Origin of the sequence: Pseudomonas costantinii (genome assembly GCF_001870435.1) — a bacterium.
GTDB lineage: Bacteria > Pseudomonadota > Gammaproteobacteria > Pseudomonadales > Pseudomonadaceae > Aquipseudomonas > Aquipseudomonas costantinii.
In genome coordinates, this window is record NZ_MDDR01000016.1 from 193,573 (window position 1) to 211,021 (window position 17,449).

The window sequence follows — 17,449 nt, forward strand, 5'->3', positions numbered from 1 at the left end:
AAAAAGAACGCTGGAGACACAAAACCATGACTAGCCCTTCTCGGCCCGACTCTGCCCGCTCGAAAGTTGGCGCGGTATTCCGCGTTACTTCGGGTAACTTCCTCGAACAGTTCGATTTCTTTCTGTTCGGCTTCTACGCCACCTATATCGCTGCCGCGTTCTTCCCCGCCGCCAATGAATTTGCGTCATTAATGATGACCTTCGCCGTATTCGGCGCAGGCTTCCTGATGCGTCCGTTGGGCGCAATCATTCTGGGTGCCTACATTGATGACGTCGGTCGCCGTAAAGGGTTGATCGTGACCCTGTCGATCATGGCCAGCGGTACGCTGCTGATCGTGCTGGTGCCGGGTTATCACACCATTGGCCTTTGGGCCCCGGCGCTGGTGCTGCTGGGTCGTCTGTTGCAAGGCTTCTCGGCCGGTGCGGAACTGGGCGGTGTGTCGGTGTACCTGGCTGAAATGGCCACCCCGGGCCGCAAGGGTTTCTACACCAGCTGGCAATCGGGTAGCCAACAGATCTCCATCGTGGTCGCTGCCGCATTGGGCTATGGCCTGAACCAGTGGATGGAACCGGCCGTCGTTGCCGATTGGGGATGGCGCATTCCGTTCGCCATCGGTTGCGTGATCATCCCGTTCATCTTCGTGCTGCGTCGCAATCTGCAGGAAACCGAAGAGTTCGCCAACCGCAAGCATCGCCCGACCATGCGCGAAGTACTGGCTACGCTGGCGAAAAACTGGACCATGGTCATCGGCGGCATGCTGATGGTGGCCATGACCACCACCGCGTTCTACCTGATCACCGTGTACGCGCCGACCTTCGGCAAGACTGTATTGCAACTGAGCACCTCGGATGCCCTGCTGGTGACCTTGCTGGTGGCCGTGTCGAACTTTGTCTGGCTGCCGATCGGCGGCACCCTGAGCGACCGCTTCGGCCGCAAGCCGGTGTTGGTCGTGATGACCGCCCTGACCGTCATCACCGCCTACCCGGCGCTGTCGTTCGTGGTCAACGCCCCGAGCTTCGCCCATATGCTGGAAACCCTGCTGTGGTTCTCCTTCCTGTATGGCATGTACAACGGCGCGATGATCCCGGCCCTGACCGAAATCATGCCGGTGGAAGTGCGCGTGGCAGGCTTCTCCCTGGCCTATAGCCTGGCGACGGCGATCTTCGGTGGCTTCACCCCGGCGATCTCCACCTGGTTTATTCACATTACCGAAGACAAGGCCTCGCCGGCCTATTGGATGATGTTCGCTGCGCTGTGCGCCCTGTGCTCGACCCTGGCCTTGTATCGTCGTGCCGGTAACCGTGGGCAGGTAATGCAGGAGGCTGCGTGATGAAGCCGCTGTTCAAAACCCTGACGGCCCTGGCCCTCGGCGCCCTGGCGCTGACGGCCCAGGCGGAAGAGCTCAAGGTGATGACCTCTGGTGGTTTCACTGCCGCCTATAAACTGCTGGGCCCGCAGTACGCCCAACAAAGCGGTGACACCCTCGACACCATCCTTGGTCCGTCGATGGGCAAGGCGCCGGAAGCGATTCCCAACCGTCTGGCCCGTGGCGAACACGCCGATGTGGTGATCATGGTCGGCTACGCCCTGGATGACTTGATCAAGCAAGGCAAGGTCGACAAGGCGTCCCGTGTGGAACTGGCGGATTCGCGGATCGGCCTGGTAGTGAAGGAAGGCACGGCGAAACCTGCGATCGGTACCGATGCAGAACTTAAGGCCGTGCTGCTCAAGGCCAAGTCCGTGGCGTACTCGGACAGCGCCAGCGGTGTGTATGTCGAGAAAGAGTTGTTCAAGAAACTCGGTATACCGGCCAAGGGCAGCATGATCGAACGCATCCCGGTGGCCTCAGTGGTCGCCAAGGGTGATTACGAGGTGGGCTTGCAGCAGGTGGCGGAATTGTTGCCGGTGCCGGGCGTGACTTACGTCGGCAAGATCCCGGAAGACGTGCAATCGGTGACGCGCTTTGCGGCGGGCATTCCGGTTAACGCCGAACACCCGGCCCAGGCCAAGGCACTGCTGCAGTTCCTGGCCTCGCCCCAGGCACAACCGGTGGTGCAATCCACCGGCCTGGACTCGGTGTCACACTGACCGAAACGGCATCTCCCGCACCAATCGTTCCAACTCCAGCGCCGCTGGCGGCAGTGTCCGCCCGCGGCGTTTTATCAAGCCCACATTGCGCATCACCTGAGGTTCCACCAGCGGCACACTCACCAGGATCGGGTGCGTGCCCGCCGGCATCGCAATCGACGGCACCATCGCCACGCCCAACCCCGCCTCCACCAGCCCGATCATCGTGGTCACGTGGTGGGTCTCGCAGATGCTTTGTTTTTTCACCCGTACGCCACGCAACGCCTGGTCCAGCAGGAAGCGGTTGCCGGAGGTTTTGTCCACGGTGATGTAGTCGTGCTCATAGGCCTCGGCCCAGGTCACGCTGTCGCGCTCCGCCAACGGGTGATCACGGCGACAAGCCAGCACATAACGCTCCTGCAACAGCAGCTCGAACTCCACCTCATCAGCCAGGCTGCCGCTGAAACTCACTCCGAAGTCCGCCTCGCCACTCTCCACCGCATTGCACACCTCACCGGCGCTGGCATCCAGCACCCGCAAGCGAATCTTCGGGTACAGCTTGTGGAATTCGGAGATCACGTGGGGCATGAAGTAGTAAGCGGTCGACGGTACGCAAGCGATGGTGACGTTGCCCATGCGTGTAGACGCGACGTTGCTGATGCCCATCAAAGCGATGTCGAGGTCGTCGAGCATGCGTTCGACTTGGGGCAGGAACGCACGCCCAACCATGGTCAGGCTGACTCGTCGTGTCGTGCGTTCGAACAGTTTGACCTCGAGGGCGGACTCAAGCTTTTCGATACGTCGGCTCAAGGCCGGCTGCGAGATACGGATCGCCTCGGCGGCACCGCGAAAACTGCCCTTGTCTACCACGGCGCGGAAGGCTTGGAGGTCGTTGAGGTCAAAATTGATGATCACGGTGATGGGCCAGTGTGGTCGATTTGGAGGGCATTATCGTATGGGAGGTGATGGGGCGCCATGCATGCCGAGACAGGTTTGCCCTAATAACCTTGCAACAAATATGAAGTCATACATATCAGTGGGTTATTTACCCGCTGGGACCACGCGACCGCAAAAATGCGTCAATACTTCCGGCCTGACTTACTCAACAAGAGATAAAGACACTCATGGAAACCTGCCAGAGCCCACGCCCTTTTTGGTCAGACGACGAGACACCGGATATCGACGTCGAGCAGTTGCTCCTTGCATCACGCCAGTGGTCAAGTAGGATTGAATCCTACTCATCGTCGGCGGACTTCAAAATGCGCTCAACCCTGCAAATGAGCATTACCTTGCCAATCGAAATGGCTGCACTGGTCAAAGCCAAGGTTGCTGCCGGTGAATACGCTACCGAAAGTGAAGTCATTCGCGACGGCCTGAGGGCATTGCTGGCACGCGACCGTGCCATGGAGGACTGGTTGCGAGACGAGGTAATTCCAGCGGCGGCCGCCCTCAAGGCTGACCCTGGCCGAGCACTGTCCGCCGGACAGGTTCGCGAACACATGGCGGCCAAACGCCAACGAAAAGGCACTGAGAAACCGTGAGCCATTCGGTAGCCTTTTCGCCTGAGGCGTTGGCACAACTTGACGCCCTTGAAGACTACATCAGAGACACCGGTTCCCCGCTAGTCGCTGCGCGCTTTATCGACAACCTCGTCAGCTACTGTGAAAGCCTTTCCCTGTTTCCCTTACGTGGCACCCGCCGAGACGACCTGCTACCCACTTTGCGTATCACTCATTATCGGCATACCACCGTCATTGCATTCATGGCGGGCCCCGAGACTGAAACGGTGTCGATCCTGGGGGGGTTTTACGGCGGGCAAAATTACGCGGCGCTGTTACAGAATGGCGAGGAACAACCTCCTCCGGGAGACGCGTGAGAACATCACCAAAATCGACCCATACAGTGATCAATAAACAAGGAAGATAAAAATGAATGGAACCGGATCTCTGTATCGAGCGCTACGATTGGGGTTAAGCCTATTCGGTTTGATAGGTGTAGCAGCTGGGGGGTTCTTCGCCTGGCAAAGCTTCTATCCCGTGAGCGCGGCGGGTGGCTGGAGCGTTCAGACCGTGCACCGCGATGTACCGAAAGCCGCCTCGCTGATGCCTTTGCCGGACGGCTCGCTGATGATCAGCCAGGAGCTCGGGAATGCAAAAGGCAGCATCGTGCGCATCCTCCCCGACGGTACACGCGAAGTCGTGGTGGGCAACCTGTCCAAACCTGACGGCATGTTCGCTACCCACGGCGGCTGGGTGTTCAGCCAGGAAACCGGCGATGCCCCCGTCAGCTTTCTCAAGGATGGCGTCGTTACTGAGCTGTTCCGAGGCGAAAACGTACAAGGCCTGTGGGTCGAGGGCGACGACCTCTACGCCATCGAAGACCGTAAGGAAAATGGCCGGATATTGCACTATCGCTGGAGTGATCAGTCCCTGACCGTAGTACGTGACCAACTCTACGAAGGCGAGTCCATCACACGCTGTACCGATGGGCGAATGCTCTACACGGAAAAGAAAAAAGGCGTGGTGCGTGAGCTGACCGATGACGGCAGCGATCCGGTGGTGCTGGCGGGCCTGAACAAACCGACGTTCTTGATGTGTGATGAGCGTGGGCTATGGATCAATGAAGACTCGACGCATCGGGCACGGTTGCTGTTGATCGATCAACAGGGGCAGCAACAAACAATTTTGTCGTTCTTGAAGGCGCCACAGTCGATTGTGCGCACTGGAGACGGTACTTACTTGCTGGCCGAAGGTGGTCGTAACCGAGTACTGAAACTCGTGAGCAAATCGCTGGCAGTTGCCAGCGATGACGTGAAGTAAACAAAGACTACTGGCAAGTCCCACCCTTGTGGTGAGACCCCGTGCCCCCAACCGGGTGCGTGCCCTTTGGGCACGCGGCCGCAAACATCGGGTTAACGGCCAACATCACCAGCAACCCCACCAATGACAGCTTCCTCATAACATCCTCCGTGATCATCACGACGCGTGATAGCACAAAGACATCACGCATCCACGGGTGCTTATCCTCCCGTTAGATTGCCCACGCCTGCGGACTGCTGAAAAACGCCTGCGCATTACTGTCCAATGTCTCGAGGTGATACCCGCCCTCCTGCACAATCACACACGGCAACCCCAGCCCGCGTATGCACTCCCCCAGCCGCGCAAACCCTTCCCGCGTCACCGCGACTTTGCTCTGCGGGTCCAACTCATAGATATCAAAACCCAAGGACAACACCAGCACATCCGCCGAGAAGCCCTTCACCGCCGCCAGGGCCAGTTCCAGCTTCTCGAAGAACACCGCTTCACTGGCGCCGTGGGCCATCGGCAGGTTTAGGTTAAAGCCCTCACCAGCAGCCACTCCGCGTTCTTCGGTAAAGCCCGCGACGCCAGGGTAGAAGTTGGTGGGGTCGCCGTGGATCGACACATACAGCACGTCATCACGCTCGTAGAAAATCTCCTGGATACCTTGCCCGTGGTGCATGTCGGTATCCAGCACGGCAACGCGCTGGAATCCTTCGCGCAGCGCCTGCGCCGCCACCGCCGCATTGTTGATGTAGCAGAAACCGCCTGCTGCATCGTAGCGGGCGTGATGGCCCGGCGGGCGGCACAACGCGTAGGCGGCGGGCGCACCAGCGAGGATGTCTTTGGCGGCGGCGACGGCACTTTGGGCCGACCAGTAGGCCGAGCGCCAGGTGAGTTCGCCCACCGGGCAACTGCCATCGGCCAGATAGCGCGCGGCTTGAGCGAGGATACCGCGCAGGGCATTGGGTTCGCGCACGAAGATGTTGGACATGACTTCGTCGCCCCAGTCCTCCGGGATTTCCTTCCAGCGTTGGTGTGCTTCCTGAAGGAAGGTCAGGTAAGACGCACCGTGCACAGCCAGCAGTGGATCGAGGCCGCAATCATCCGGTTGTTGAATGTCGAAACCCAAGTTTTGTGCGGCTAACAGCAGGTTACGCGCGCGCTCGGGGACTTCCTGCGGCGTGCGCATCTGCCCGCGGGAGTAGTAGCTGCGTGGGTAATGCAGGAGTTGTTCGGGGTGGAAAAACGTACGCATAGAAACTCTCCTTACTGAACGTGGCCGGCGCGTTTCAACACGGCGTTGAGCAATACATCAGTACCCTGACGCACATCCTCAGGCAGCACGTCTTCGGCCTCGTTATGGCTGAGGCCGCCGACGCAAGGGATGAAGACCATTGCGGTCGGGCAGTACCGCGCCAAGTGGATGGCATCGTGACCAGCGCCACTGACGATGCGTTGCTGGCTGTAGCCCAAGGCATCTACCGACGCTTGCACGCAGGCGACGCAGTCGGCATCGAATGGCGTGGCCGGGCTGACCCAGTGAGGGCTGATGGTGACAGTCAGGCCGCGCTTTTCAGCGATGGCCTGCAAGCGTGCCCGTACGTGTTGCTCCATGGCTTCAATATCGGCGTCACGGTGATGGCGCAGGTCAACGGTGAAGTTCAGCAAACCGGGAATGGTGTTGCGCGAGGACTTGGCAATGCTCAACTCGCCCACCGTCGTCAGGCCTTCAGGCGCAAAATCAGCTGCAAGATTTTCCAGGGCCTGGATCATTTGGGCGGCGCCATACAGTGCGTCCTTACGCAGCGGCATCGGCGTGGTACCGGCATGCGCGGCCATGCCTTCGACACGCACGTCGAGCCAGCGAATTGCCTGACCGCCGGTCACCACGCCGATGCTCTTGGCATTGTCTTCCAGGATCGGGCCTTGCTCGATATGCGCTTCGAAGTACGCGTCCACCGCGCCCCCCAATGGGCGCTCGCCGGTGTAGCCGGTGGTGCGCAACGCCTCGGCTACGCTGATGCCGTCGGCATCGGCTGTGGCCAAGGCCTTGTCCAGGGCCAAGGTGCCGGTGAACACCGCCGAGCCAAGCATGGCGGGGGTGAAACGGGCGCCCTCCTCGTTGGTCCACACTGCAATCTCCAGCGGCTTTCGGGTCTGAATGCCGTGGTCGTTGAGGCTGCGGATGACTTCCAAGCCAGCCAGCACACCATAGACACCATCGAAACGCCCGCCTTCCGGTTGAGTGTCGAGGTGGCTGCCCATCATCACTGGGGCGGCGTCGCTATCGGTACCGGCGCGACGGGCAAACAGATTGCCGATGGCATCCACGCTCAGGGTCAAGTCGGCCGCTTTACACCAATGGCTGAACAGCTCGCGACCCGCCTTGTCTTCGGCACTCAAGGCCAGGCGGCAACTGCCGCCGCGCACGGTGGCACCAACCTCGGCCATGGCCATCAAACTGGCCCACAGGCGTTCACCATTAATCTTCAACATTACGCAATCTCCATCATTTCAAGGCGGTGGGCAGCGGCGTGGCGGCGTGACAACGCCAATACGCACACCAGCGAGACCGCCGCGATCAGGCTGTAAAACACTGCCATCGGCCACCATTGGCCTTGGTATTCATGGGCCAGCCAGGTGCCGATCAAAGGTGTCAGGCCACCGGCCAGCGCGCCACAGACCTGGTAGGCCAGAGAGATCGCGGTGTAGCGCACGCGGGTTTCAAACAGGCCGCTGACAAAACCGGCTATCACGGCATAAAACGAGGCCATGCACACCACTGCCAAGGCGATTCCGAGAATGATTAACGGTGCCTGCCCGCTGCTGACCAGCACGAACATCGGATAAGGCGAGGCCATTGCCAGCACCGTCATGGCGCACAGGAAACGTGTGGCACCGACCTTCTCGGCCACCCAAGCCGCCAGGGGCTGAACGCAGAATTGGATGATGGCGACGAAGAACAGGCACTCAAGAATCAGCGAGCGTGGTAGGCCCAATTGCTGAGTGCTGTAGGCAATCATGAAGGTGTTGGTGAAATACACACCGGCGATGCCCAGGGTGTTGGCGCCGATACACAGCAACAGCGGGCGCCAGGCGGTTCTCAGCACTTCGATCACTGGTGCCTGGTCTTTCTTGATGGCGCGCGCCTTTTCCGCAAGGGCTTTGTCTTCAAGAAATTCAGGCGATTCGTTCACGCCCAGGCGAATGGCCAAGCCGACGATCAACAGCAAGGCACTGGCCAGGAACGGCAGGCGCCAACCCCAGCTCAGCAGGTCTTCTTCCGGCATACGAGTGACCGCGCTGAACGCCAGCAGTGACAGGATCAAACCCGCTGGGCTGCCCAACTGAGCGAAGGATGCAAAGAAATTACGCCGTCCCTTCGGCGCGTGTTCGCCCGCCATCAGTACTGCCCCGCCCCACTCGCCACCGACGGCAATACCCTGCACCACGCGCAATAGAACCAGCAGGACCGGCGCCAAAACGCCGATCTGTGCATAGGTCGGTAACAGGCCGATGCACACGGTGACCACGCCCATCATCACCAGGGTGATCACCAGGGATTTCTTGCGCCCGATCCGGTCGCCGATGTGCCCAAACACAATGCCGCCCAACGGCCGCGCAAAGAAGCCCACGGCAAAGGTGCCGAACGCGGCCATGGTGCTGAATAGCTTATCTTCGGAGGGGAAAAACAGTTGGCCAAATACCAGCGCGGCGGCGGTGGCGTAGATGTAAAAGTCGTACCACTCAATCATGGTGCCGATAAAAGCGGCGGCCGCAGCACGGCGAGGCTGCGGCGAAGCGGAAGGCTTCATGGGGCTGGCTCCTTTGGTTATTTTTTTGGCAGGAGAGGAACAACGAGCTGCGCTCTGATGGCGCTTGTTAAGGGTGATTTATCGTCTCGAGGCTATGATTAGTCAATTTTCTATTTATTATTCCAATTATTAATTCTGCTTATTATTGAGCCGCGCCATGTCTGAAACTCGCCGCGATATTCACCCACTGCTTAACGATCGCCTGGACTGGAATCTGCTGCGCACCTTCCGCGTGATCGGCCAGGAACTGAGCATCAGCCGCGCCGCCGCCCGCCTGCACCTGACTCAACCGGCCATCAGCCAGGCCCTCAAACGCCTGGAAGAACAACTCGACTGCCAACTTATCGCCCGCCGTGGCCCGCGATTCGTGCTGACCGAAGCCGGCGAACAGATCTTCGCCATCGCCGGCGAGATGTACGGCCAGGTGTCGCAGATGAGCAACGCCCTGCAAAAGCCCGGTGATGAGGTGATCGGCAAAGTGCGCTTGCTGATGATCAGCCGCATCAACTCGGACACCTTCGACGACTTCCTTGCCGACTTTCATCGCGAGCATCCCCGAGTCGATCTTGAGGTAGAGGTGATGCGCAGCTCGGACATCGTCGCCGCCCTCCTGGAAAAAACCGCAACCCTGGGCCTGAGCCTCAATCGCCGGCCACAACCCCGCCTGGAACAGCACCTGTTTCTGCGCCAGCGTTATGCGTTTTTTTGTGGCCGGCACCACCCTCTGTTTGGGCGCAGTGGCTTGGCTGAGGGGGATTTGCAGTCGGAAAACTTCGTGAGTTTCACCAGCGACCAGATCGGCGGGATGCTGTCGCCGTTGACGATTTTTCGCGATCAGCAGGGGTTCAGCGGGCGGATCGTGGCGTCCTCCTCCAGCCTGGAAGAGGTGCGGCGCTTGGTGATCGCCGGGTTTGGCTTGGGCTGCCTGCCGATCCATGTGGTGGCTGAGGACGTAAAGAACGGGTTGCTATGGCGCTTGCCGCCGGATGAAGGGATTACCGATGTGGATATTCATCTGCTGTGGAATCGGGAGCAGAAGATGAGTCGAGCAGAAACCGTATTTATCGATAGTCTTTCGGCTCGACTGGCTCGCCAATAATTGGCGTACTTTGCAAGTCACTTGGCACCCTCTTGCTAGTGTAGGAACAACGCCCATCGATCACTCTTCACTCACTGGCTGCTTCAGCCGTCCCACACGAAGAGGTGTTCACATGTCCAAGATCTGGTTTATCACCGGCAGCTCCCGCGGCCTTGGCCGCGCCATCACTGAGGCGGCCTTGCGTGCCGGGGATCATGTGGTTGCCACTGCGCGCAATCCTCGCCAGTTGGATGATCTGGTCGCCGAGTACGGTGATGCGGTCTACCCGCTACAGCTGGACGTCACCGACAACAGCCAGGTCCTGCGGGTTGTCGACGCTGCGGTGACGCATTTTGGCCGACTGGATGTCGTGGTCAACAACGCGGGTTATGGTGATCTGGCTTCCGTAGAGGACGTCACCCTGGAGGATTTTTCGGCGCAAATCGACACCAACTTCTATGGTGTAGTGCACGTCAGCAAGGCCGTGATACCGGTTCTGCGCGCCCAAGGCAGCGGGCATATCTTTCAGGTATCGTCCTTGGGTGGGCGCATCGGCATGGCAGGCCTGGCGGCTTACCAGAGTGCAAAATGGGCAGTCGGTGGCTTTTCGACGGTGCTGGCGCAAGAAGTGACGCCATTGGGAATCCAAGTGACGGTGCTGGAGCCTGGCGGCATGAGGACTGATTGGTCGGGCACTTCCATGACGATTCCGCCGATCAGCGAACCCTACCAGCAAACCGTCGGGGCATTGGTTGAGCTGCTCAACTCCCCGGGCATTCTGCCGACCGGCCCGACACGCGTTGCCGAGATCGTGCTTGAGCTGGCCCTGAGCAAGGATGCGCCCCTTCGCCTGCTGATCGGCAGTGACGCCGTGCAATACGCAGCACGGGCGGCGGCGGATCTGGCTACCTCCGACGAAAAATGGCATGACCTCAGCGTGTCAGCCTCTGATTAATTTGACCGATTGAAAAAAGGTGGTCCATGTCTGACGCGCGCCAACCCCGTTTCAACATCCCGGACGTTTTTTGGCAGGCCCTGAAAACCATCGGGCTGGAACCGTCGACGGTGTTGCGTCAGGCACGGCTACCCGTGACGCTCAACCTTCACGAGCGCCGAGATCGCCGCCAAGTCAGTACCGAGGAATTCTTCCGCCTGTGGGAAGCTGTAGGCGTGCTGAATCCTGATCCAGCTGCCGGTGTCCTGCTGGTCACCCAGCTGGATAGCGTGTCACTACCGCCTTCCAGTTTTGCAGCGTTTATTGCTCGCGACTTCAGGGATGGTTTGCATCGCCTCGCCCGCTTCAAACAACTGTGTACGCCCGAGCGTGTGCGGGTGACTGAGGAACGCAACACCTGCACCGTCACCATCGATTGGCTGCGCACCCAGCAGCACCCACCCGCGTTATTGATCGACGCAACATTTGCCACGTTCGTTGAGCTGGGTCGACGTGGCTCAGGCGTGCGCATCATGCCTCGCCGTGTCGAATTAACCCGCCCGCAGAGCGATAACACCGTATTGGCCGACTTTTTCGGCTGCCCTGTACGCTTCGGCACTGAGCGTAATGCCTTGATATTTGATGCAGCAGATTTAAACCGGCCCTTCCCAGGTCACAATCCCGAGCTACTCGAAATATTGAACCCGTCCCTGATAGCGGCATTGGCCGAAGCGGCTGCGTCGCCCACAATCAGCCATCAGGTGAAAAGCACCCTCAAGCGTATCCTCGCCAGCGGTCGACCCGAGATGGTCGAGGTTGCACAGGAAATGGGCATGAGCGAGCGCACGTTGCAGCGGCGCATTACCGAGGAAGGCAGCAGCTTTCGCCTCCTAATGCTGGAGACGCGTCAGGAGATGGTACGCCATCTGCTGACTGAGTCTTCAATCGAGATAGACGAGATCGCGTGTTTGCTCGGCTACGAAGATACCAATTCGTTTTATCGCGCATTTCGCACTTGGGAAGGCACCACACCGGCGCGCTGGCGGGCAGCGCAGACGGCCTCTACCCACTGAGCTCAGACCGACAATATCCTCTCGACGCTGTTGGCCATGATCTGCAAATCCTCGAAAGGTTTTCAACCTATCAGCATCAGCCTGACTGCCCCTATCTGTTCAAGCCTGTGGCGCGGCGGCGATGGCTTCAGACAGGTCTTCGTACTCCTCGCAGGTGGTGCCGCACAAGGCTTTGATTTTCACCAATTGCTCCTGCGCCAAGTCGACTCGACCTTTGATCACATAAGCCTCGCCCAGGTACTCACGAACTTGGGCGTAGTTGGGATCCAGCGCGACCGACTTCAGGTAATAACTGATGCCTTCATCGGTGCGGCCCAGTTTTCGGGTGGCATAGCCGCGATAGTTGAGGGCTTTGGCAGTGTTCGGATTTTGCAGGGTGTCGAGCAAGGCCAGGGCCTCTTCGTAGCGCCCGTCTTTGGCCAAGCGGTAGGCGTAATCGGTACGGTCGGCGTCTGACGTGGCGTTGCTGGTTTGCAGTACGCACTTGCCGGTCTTGGCGTCCCAGACCTGGCCTTTAGGGCAATTGGGCTTGGCCGGTTCGGATTCGTCACCGGAGGCGCGGGCTTGGCCGGTGAGCAACGCGGCAGCCAGGCAAGCGCCGAAAATGAGGCCGGCGCGGTAACTCACGGCGTGTTCGTGGTGGTGCTTCATGGTTGTGATGCTCCGTAATGATAGGGAGATACAGCAACAGGTATAGGCAACCATGCACCATTTTCGCCAGTAGTTTAAGCGCCAGCTGACTGTCGGACTTTGGGCGATTGCCGCCGACGGTGGGGTTGCTCATAGGCGTTTCCTGGGTGGTCTGTGAGGTGAACACTCGGAAACGAAAAAGCCCCGTGGCCTGTTCGGCTACGGGGATTCTTCTATCTAAGGCTGGTCCACTCAGCTTCAACGCTCTTTGTTGGCTTGGGAAAGAACCGAGGCGGCAAGGGCTTTCGTCTCCTCGCTGTATTTATCGCTGCCCAACACCTTTCCAGCTTTCTCCTCCATCTCTGCACTCGTCTGCTTGTCGGTGCCTTTCTGGGCCAGCGCCGAAGCAGCGAGGCTTTTGGCAACGGCTGAGGACGTTGGATTATTGAGCGTTTGCGCCGCCAACGCTGCGATCTTGCCGGAGGTTTTTTTCGTGTTCTTGCTCATGATGCAATTCCTTTGCAGTTGGACGCGCACGATCTCGTGCGCAACCACAAAGTAATGAGTTGTTGGGGGTATCGCAACGCGCTGCCTGTAGGCAACGGCTGGGAAGTAGGTGCGAAAGGTGCATCTGTCGCATAGTGCGCACCAGAACACCGCGACGCCCCAGGCCAGTTGACCTAGAGCGTCACATCGATTGCACTGATGATTACTATCGAAACGAGCGCCTGCTCGATTTTCAACACTGATTCCTATAATCGCCTCCAAATTCCCTCCCCCTCGCCTGGCTTCAGGCGACGTTCACCCTGGAACCCAACACCATGCCAAGTGCCAGCCAGGTCCCTCGCGGCCTCCCCGAACATAATCAACAGAGTGTCAAACAGCAGTGGCTGGCGATTCTCTCGGTCGCCGTGGGTGCCTTCGCCTTGGTGACCAGCGAATTTCTGCCGGTGGGCGTGCTCAACGACGTCGCCAGCGACCTGGGCATCAGTGCCGGCCACGCCGGTCTGATGGTGACCCTGCCCGGCATCATGGCCGCCCTCGCCGCCCCCTTGCTGTCGATCATCATTGGCGCCATGGACCGTCGCTATCTGCTGATCGGCCTGACACTGATCATGATCATCGCCAACATGGTCGTGGCCTATGCCAGCGACTTCAGCCTGCTGTTGTTCGGCCGCGTGCTACTGGGCATCAGTATCGGCGGCTTCTGGGCGACGGCCATCGCCCTCAGCGGCCGCCTGGCGCCCAAGGGCGTAGGCGTAGCGAAGGCCACCTCGATCATCATGATGGGGGTGACCCTGGCCACCGTGCTGGGCGTGCCCGTCGGCACCTGGCTCAGTGGCCTGATGGGCTGGCGCATGACCTTCCTGGTCACCGCGCTGGTGGGCATACCCGTGCTAATAGCTCAGGTCTTGCTGCTGCCAACGCTTAAACCGGAAAAAGCCATTCTCGTCAGAGACCTGCCGGCCTTGTTTATCAACCCACGCGCTCGGGTCGGGTTAATCGCTGTATTGCTGATCGGCCTGGCGCACTTTGCCGCGTACACCTATGTTGCACCGTTCTTCAAAAACAGCTCCGGCTTCGACGGCCCGACGATTGGCTCACTGCTGCTGATGTTTGGCGTGGCGGGGGTCGCAGGTAACGTTTTCGCCGGTTTCGCCGCCAACCGCAGCGTGCGTTATACCCTGCTGCTGGTCGCGCTGATGATCGGCACCAGCACCGCCCTGTTCCCCTACTTCGCCACCGGCCTGACCGGCGCAACGATGCTGATCGCACTCTGGGGCTTTGCCTTCGGCGCCTTCCCGGCCTGCGCGAGCATTTGGATGTTTGTGGTAGCGCCCAAGGATGTTGAACGCGGCATGCCGCTGTTCGTCGCGTTGTTCCAGGTGATTATTGCGCTGGGCTCGTTCTTCGGCGGGCGGATCGTCGACCAAATGGGCAGTTCGGTCCTGTTGAGCCTGGCCACGGTTCTGGTGGGCTGCGGTTTTGTTACGGTGCTTGTGCTGGGGCGTAAGGTCAGTAATAGCTTGGTGGCGCAACCCGCCTGACCAGACAGTACCTGCTAAAAAGCCTGCTGAGCATTGAGCTCGGCAGGCTTTTTCAGTTTCAGATACAGCTCGTCATTGGCCTGGTTTATCTGCCGAAAAAGTACATTCAAACAGTCTCTAATGGAATGCTTAGGCTTTCATTTACGACGATCCAGGTTGTCGCAGAAATAAAGTAATTAGAAAACCCACAATGACCGAAGCGCAACAGATGGCGGTGGCTCACCCCTGCTTTCATCCACGCCTCAAAAAGTGTCCGCGCATCCCAACTGGAGCAGCTTTTAAGCCCCGGACGATGAAGTGCATCACGGAGTCAAGGCCGTCGATCGCCTGCGTACGTACCCACTAGCGGGGACCTCGGTGACCTGCACAGAGAGATCAACTTTTTGTTGCAGCATCACCGACTCGAAGATCTCGACCATGACATCGAGCAGGGCACTGCTGATCGCGTGTCGTTTCTCATCATCACCCGCCTTTCCGGTCACCGTAGATACGTTCAGGTGGATGAATTGCTGGCGCTCGTCACAACTGCCAACGAAATAGTCCTCATAACGAACGAGCCGAGTCTTGACCAAATCCAGTCGCAATCCGGACACCTCGACAAGTGCTTGATGAAGTCGCTGGCAGGCGTCCTTGAAATCAACGTTGTCACCCACCCCAGCAGTGTACTCAAGATAAACATGTGGCATGTTCAGCTCCCTTAGAGTAATCGAACGCCGACCGGCAAACGCCGGCCGGAGGACGGGCCGATCAACGGGTTGAGATAATGGGGAACTTGGGGTGCTCCATTGGCATGTCGAGCGTTAACCCAAGCGGATCGGTACGATGATTCGAGGCCCCCGTATAGCGCGCCGAAACAGGCAACCACAACGTCGAATAAACCCAGCGTGGCGTATTGGAGCTGTTGGCGGGCGCTGCATGAATGACGTTCATATCATGCACGGTGGCATCACCGGCCTTGAGTGAAGTCGGCGGCGACATCTCGAACTCATCCAGCACCCATGGATGTTCGTCGAGCAGGGTCACGTTGTCGCGTCGATTAAAATAGCGCCCCAGCATACCCGCCCGATGGCTGCGGCTAAGAAACTGCATAGTGCCCATCTCCGGCGTCAGATCGACCAATGCGATCCAGATATTCAACGCGCCTTGCCGATCCAGTGGGTGGTGGGGAAAATCTTGGTGCCAGGGGGTATCACCACCGGCCTCGGCTTCAGGATTCTTGGCGAACACATGGTCGGAATAGAAACGCACTTCCTCACCCACCAGTTGCGAAGCGATGCTCGCGAGTTGGGGCGAATGGCTGAGCGCCTTGATTTGCGGGCAGGTGTTGGAAACCTCATCCCAGCGCGCATACCAACGGTAGGCATTCTCGATCTGCTTGCCTGGATCATTGCGATCTACCGTACGCGCGACCTCGCCCATCCGCGTCTTGGCCTCGTTGAGGAGCATCTGCACCGTTTCAGCATTGATCACACTTTCCAGCTTCATCCAGCCGTTGGCCCGATAATCCAGGATTTGCTGTGCATCCAGCTGGCGCGGCGCGTAGCCGGCATTTGCCTCGGTCTTCATGACTGCTTGCATGTTCAATCTCCATTGTTTCCAGGGTTTATTGAGCACTGCTTCAGGTGGCCGATTGCGCGGCCAAGGGTTGCTTGCGCAGCAACAGGAGCGTCAACGCCCAGCCCACTGCTAACAACAGCGAGGACAAGACGATAACTTGGGCGAACCCGTGACCGAATTGGGCAGCATCGGTCACGTTGATCAACAGGCTGAAAATTGCCACCCCGACCAGCCCGCCAACCTGGCGCGAAGCATTGACGATGGCCGAGGCGACCCCGGATTTATCGCTACTAACGTGGTTGACCGCGGTGGTGGTCAATGTGGGAACGGTCAGAGATATACCGAAGCCGATTACAAACATTTGTACGGCTATATTGCTGTAGGGCGCGCCCCCCACGAACGGTGCCAACGCAATGACGCCCAGCAATGCGATGGCCAGCCCTAACGCCAGCAAACGCCGCTCGCCCAATGTGGGCAACCAGCGGGCAGCCAGTTGATTGCCGAAAAACAGCACTCCAGTCATCGGGATAAAAGCCAAACCGGTGTTGACGACGGTGTAGTGATTGACCTGCTGCAAAAAGATACTGAATACGAAGATCAGCCCGTAGAACACAAAGTTCACGATCACACCCAGTATCGAGGCCAGGCTGAATGCGGCATTGTTGAACACAGAGAGCGGCACCATCGGCCGTGCAGTGCGGGATTCGACCCATAGAAACCCGAGTAGCCCGCCGACAAAGCACGCCACGTGCACTGCGACACGCAGGTCAACGCCGCTGGCGCGGCCTAACTCGATAACCGCATAGGTCAGGTTGGCCAAGGTAAACAACGCCAGCAACTGACCCCACAAGTCGAAACCGCCGTTGTGGTTAGCCGGAATTTTTGGTGCATTGGCCAGACACAGCACAATCCCGATCAGGCCAATGGGCAGGTTGATGAAAAAGATGCTGCGCCAGCCAAAGATACCAATCAGCAACCCGCCAACCACTGGACCGGCTGCCAGTGCGATACCCGCCACACCCGCCCACAGAGCAATTGCCTTGCTGCGCTCGGCAGGCACTTCGAAAGTAATGCGCACCAGCGCCAGAGAAGTCGGCACCAACAGTGCGGCGCCGATACCTTGCAGTGCCCGAAAGCCGATCAGCAAGGGCAAGGTGTCCGCCAGGCCGCAACCGAGGGAAGCCAGAGTGAATACCGCATACCCCCACAGAAAAATCTTCTTGTGGCCGAACCGATCACCCAGCGCACCACCGGTGAGTAGGAACGAGGCAAACAGCAGGGTGTAGGCGTTGACGATCCACTGCAGTTGCAGGATGTCGGTGGCGAACTCGGCCTTGAAGCTTTCGAGCGCGACATTGACCACGCTCACATCGAGCAACACCACCACGAAACCAAGGCAGGTGGCGAGCAGCGTCAGTTTCTTATTGCTGAAAGTATCCATTACA

Annotated in this window: 18 protein-coding genes; 9 read left to right on the forward strand and 9 right to left on the reverse strand. The window is 59.0% G+C overall.

The window, feature by feature from the left end; genetic code table 11:
- Nucleotides 1-26: 26 nt before the first annotated feature.
- Both BFL40_RS09285 and BFL40_RS09290 read left to right on the forward strand, forming a co-directional pair.
- Nucleotides 27-1,331 (forward strand): MFS transporter, encoded by a 1,305-nt coding sequence (locus BFL40_RS09285; RefSeq protein WP_071483683.1) that lies wholly within the window; start codon nucleotides 27-29, stop codon nucleotides 1,329-1,331.
- On the forward strand, nucleotides 1,331-2,089 hold the full coding sequence (locus BFL40_RS09290; protein WP_071483684.1) for a substrate-binding domain-containing protein: 759 nt from the start codon (nucleotides 1,331-1,333) through the stop codon (nucleotides 2,087-2,089). Before BFL40_RS09285 ends, BFL40_RS09290 begins: the two co-directional genes overlap by 1 nt.
- On the opposite strand, the gene BFL40_RS09295 is transcribed toward BFL40_RS09290, so the two are convergent.
- Nucleotides 2,081-2,983, reverse strand: a complete 903-nt coding sequence (locus BFL40_RS09295; RefSeq protein WP_071483685.1) for a LysR family transcriptional regulator — start codon at nucleotides 2,981-2,983, stop codon at nucleotides 2,081-2,083. The genes BFL40_RS09290 and BFL40_RS09295 overlap by 9 nt on opposite strands.
- A 344-nt stretch (nucleotides 2,984-3,327) precedes the next feature.
- Between BFL40_RS09295 and BFL40_RS09300 the strand changes: the two genes are divergently transcribed.
- Genes BFL40_RS09300 through BFL40_RS09310 form a run of 3 tightly spaced genes read left to right on the forward strand, consistent with a single transcriptional unit; the run spans nucleotide 3,328 to nucleotide 4,887 of the window.
- Nucleotides 3,328-3,609 (forward strand): ribbon-helix-helix domain-containing protein, encoded by a 282-nt coding sequence (locus tag BFL40_RS09300; protein ID WP_071483686.1) that lies wholly within the window; start codon nucleotides 3,328-3,330, stop codon nucleotides 3,607-3,609.
- A complete protein-coding gene (locus BFL40_RS09305; protein ID WP_071483687.1) occupies nucleotides 3,606-3,944 on the forward strand; it encodes a type II toxin-antitoxin system RelE/ParE family toxin in 339 nt (112 codons plus the stop codon). Before BFL40_RS09300 ends, BFL40_RS09305 begins: the two co-directional genes overlap by 4 nt.
- Nucleotides 3,945-3,996: 52 nt before the next feature.
- Entirely contained in the window at nucleotides 3,997-4,887 is an 891-nt protein-coding gene (locus BFL40_RS09310) for an SMP-30/gluconolactonase/LRE family protein (protein WP_071483688.1), read from the forward strand.
- A gap of 211 nt (nucleotides 4,888-5,098) precedes the next feature.
- Here BFL40_RS09310 and BFL40_RS09320 read toward each other — a convergent pair whose 3' ends face one another.
- The 3 genes from BFL40_RS09320 to BFL40_RS09330 are packed head-to-tail and all read right to left on the reverse strand — an operon-like array spanning nucleotide 5,099 to nucleotide 8,684.
- On the reverse strand, nucleotides 5,099-6,124 hold the full coding sequence (locus BFL40_RS09320) for a histone deacetylase family protein (RefSeq protein WP_071483690.1): 1,026 nt from the start codon (nucleotides 6,122-6,124) through the stop codon (nucleotides 5,099-5,101).
- An 11-nt stretch (nucleotides 6,125-6,135) separates the two neighbouring features.
- Nucleotides 6,136-7,365, reverse strand: a complete 1,230-nt coding sequence (locus BFL40_RS09325; protein ID WP_071483691.1) for a Zn-dependent hydrolase — start codon at nucleotides 7,363-7,365, stop codon at nucleotides 6,136-6,138.
- On the reverse strand, nucleotides 7,365-8,684 hold the full coding sequence (locus BFL40_RS09330; protein WP_071483692.1) for an MFS transporter: 1,320 nt from the start codon (nucleotides 8,682-8,684) through the stop codon (nucleotides 7,365-7,367). Before BFL40_RS09330 ends, BFL40_RS09325 begins: the two co-directional genes overlap by 1 nt.
- A 157-nt stretch (nucleotides 8,685-8,841) precedes the next feature.
- Here BFL40_RS09330 and BFL40_RS09335 point away from each other — a divergent pair, with 157 nt between their 5' ends.
- From BFL40_RS09335 to BFL40_RS09345, 3 genes are all read left to right on the forward strand, one after another.
- Entirely contained in the window at nucleotides 8,842-9,783 is a 942-nt protein-coding gene (locus tag BFL40_RS09335) for a LysR family transcriptional regulator (RefSeq protein WP_071483693.1), read from the forward strand.
- Between the two features lie 112 nt (nucleotides 9,784-9,895).
- The gene (locus BFL40_RS09340; RefSeq protein WP_071483694.1) at nucleotides 9,896-10,717 is read left to right on the forward strand and encodes an SDR family NAD(P)-dependent oxidoreductase; all 822 of its coding nucleotides are present in this window, start codon (nucleotides 9,896-9,898) and stop codon (nucleotides 10,715-10,717) included.
- A gap of 26 nt (nucleotides 10,718-10,743) precedes the next feature.
- Nucleotides 10,744-11,769, forward strand: a complete 1,026-nt coding sequence (locus BFL40_RS09345) for an AraC family transcriptional regulator (protein WP_071483695.1) — start codon at nucleotides 10,744-10,746, stop codon at nucleotides 11,767-11,769.
- 99 nt (nucleotides 11,770-11,868) lie between these two features.
- Here the strand turns inward: BFL40_RS09345 and BFL40_RS09350 are convergent, their stop codons facing one another.
- Entirely contained in the window at nucleotides 11,869-12,420 is a 552-nt protein-coding gene (locus BFL40_RS09350; RefSeq protein ID WP_174555584.1) for a tetratricopeptide repeat protein, read from the reverse strand.
- A 237-nt stretch (nucleotides 12,421-12,657) separates the two neighbouring features.
- Nucleotides 12,658-12,906: a hypothetical protein gene (locus tag BFL40_RS09355; protein ID WP_071483696.1), complete on the reverse strand. Its 249-nt coding sequence runs from the start codon at nucleotides 12,904-12,906 to the stop codon at nucleotides 12,658-12,660.
- Between the two features lie 314 nt (nucleotides 12,907-13,220).
- Between BFL40_RS09355 and BFL40_RS09360 the strand changes: the two genes are divergently transcribed.
- Nucleotides 13,221-14,447: an MFS transporter gene (locus tag BFL40_RS09360; RefSeq protein WP_071483697.1), complete on the forward strand. Its 1,227-nt coding sequence runs from the start codon at nucleotides 13,221-13,223 to the stop codon at nucleotides 14,445-14,447.
- 302 nt (nucleotides 14,448-14,749) lie between these two features.
- On the opposite strand, the gene BFL40_RS09365 is transcribed toward BFL40_RS09360, so the two are convergent.
- The 3 genes from BFL40_RS09365 to BFL40_RS09375 form a co-directional block, all read right to left on the reverse strand.
- Entirely contained in the window at nucleotides 14,750-15,133 is a 384-nt protein-coding gene (locus BFL40_RS09365) for a 5-carboxymethyl-2-hydroxymuconate Delta-isomerase (protein WP_071483698.1), read from the reverse strand.
- A gap of 61 nt (nucleotides 15,134-15,194) precedes the next feature.
- Entirely contained in the window at nucleotides 15,195-16,025 is an 831-nt protein-coding gene (locus BFL40_RS09370; RefSeq protein ID WP_071483699.1) for a phytanoyl-CoA dioxygenase family protein, read from the reverse strand.
- Nucleotides 16,026-16,065: 40 nt separating this feature from the next.
- Nucleotides 16,066-17,445 (reverse strand): MFS transporter, encoded by a 1,380-nt coding sequence (locus BFL40_RS09375; RefSeq protein ID WP_071483700.1) that lies wholly within the window; start codon nucleotides 17,443-17,445, stop codon nucleotides 16,066-16,068.
- Nucleotides 17,446-17,449 lie beyond the last annotated feature (4 nt).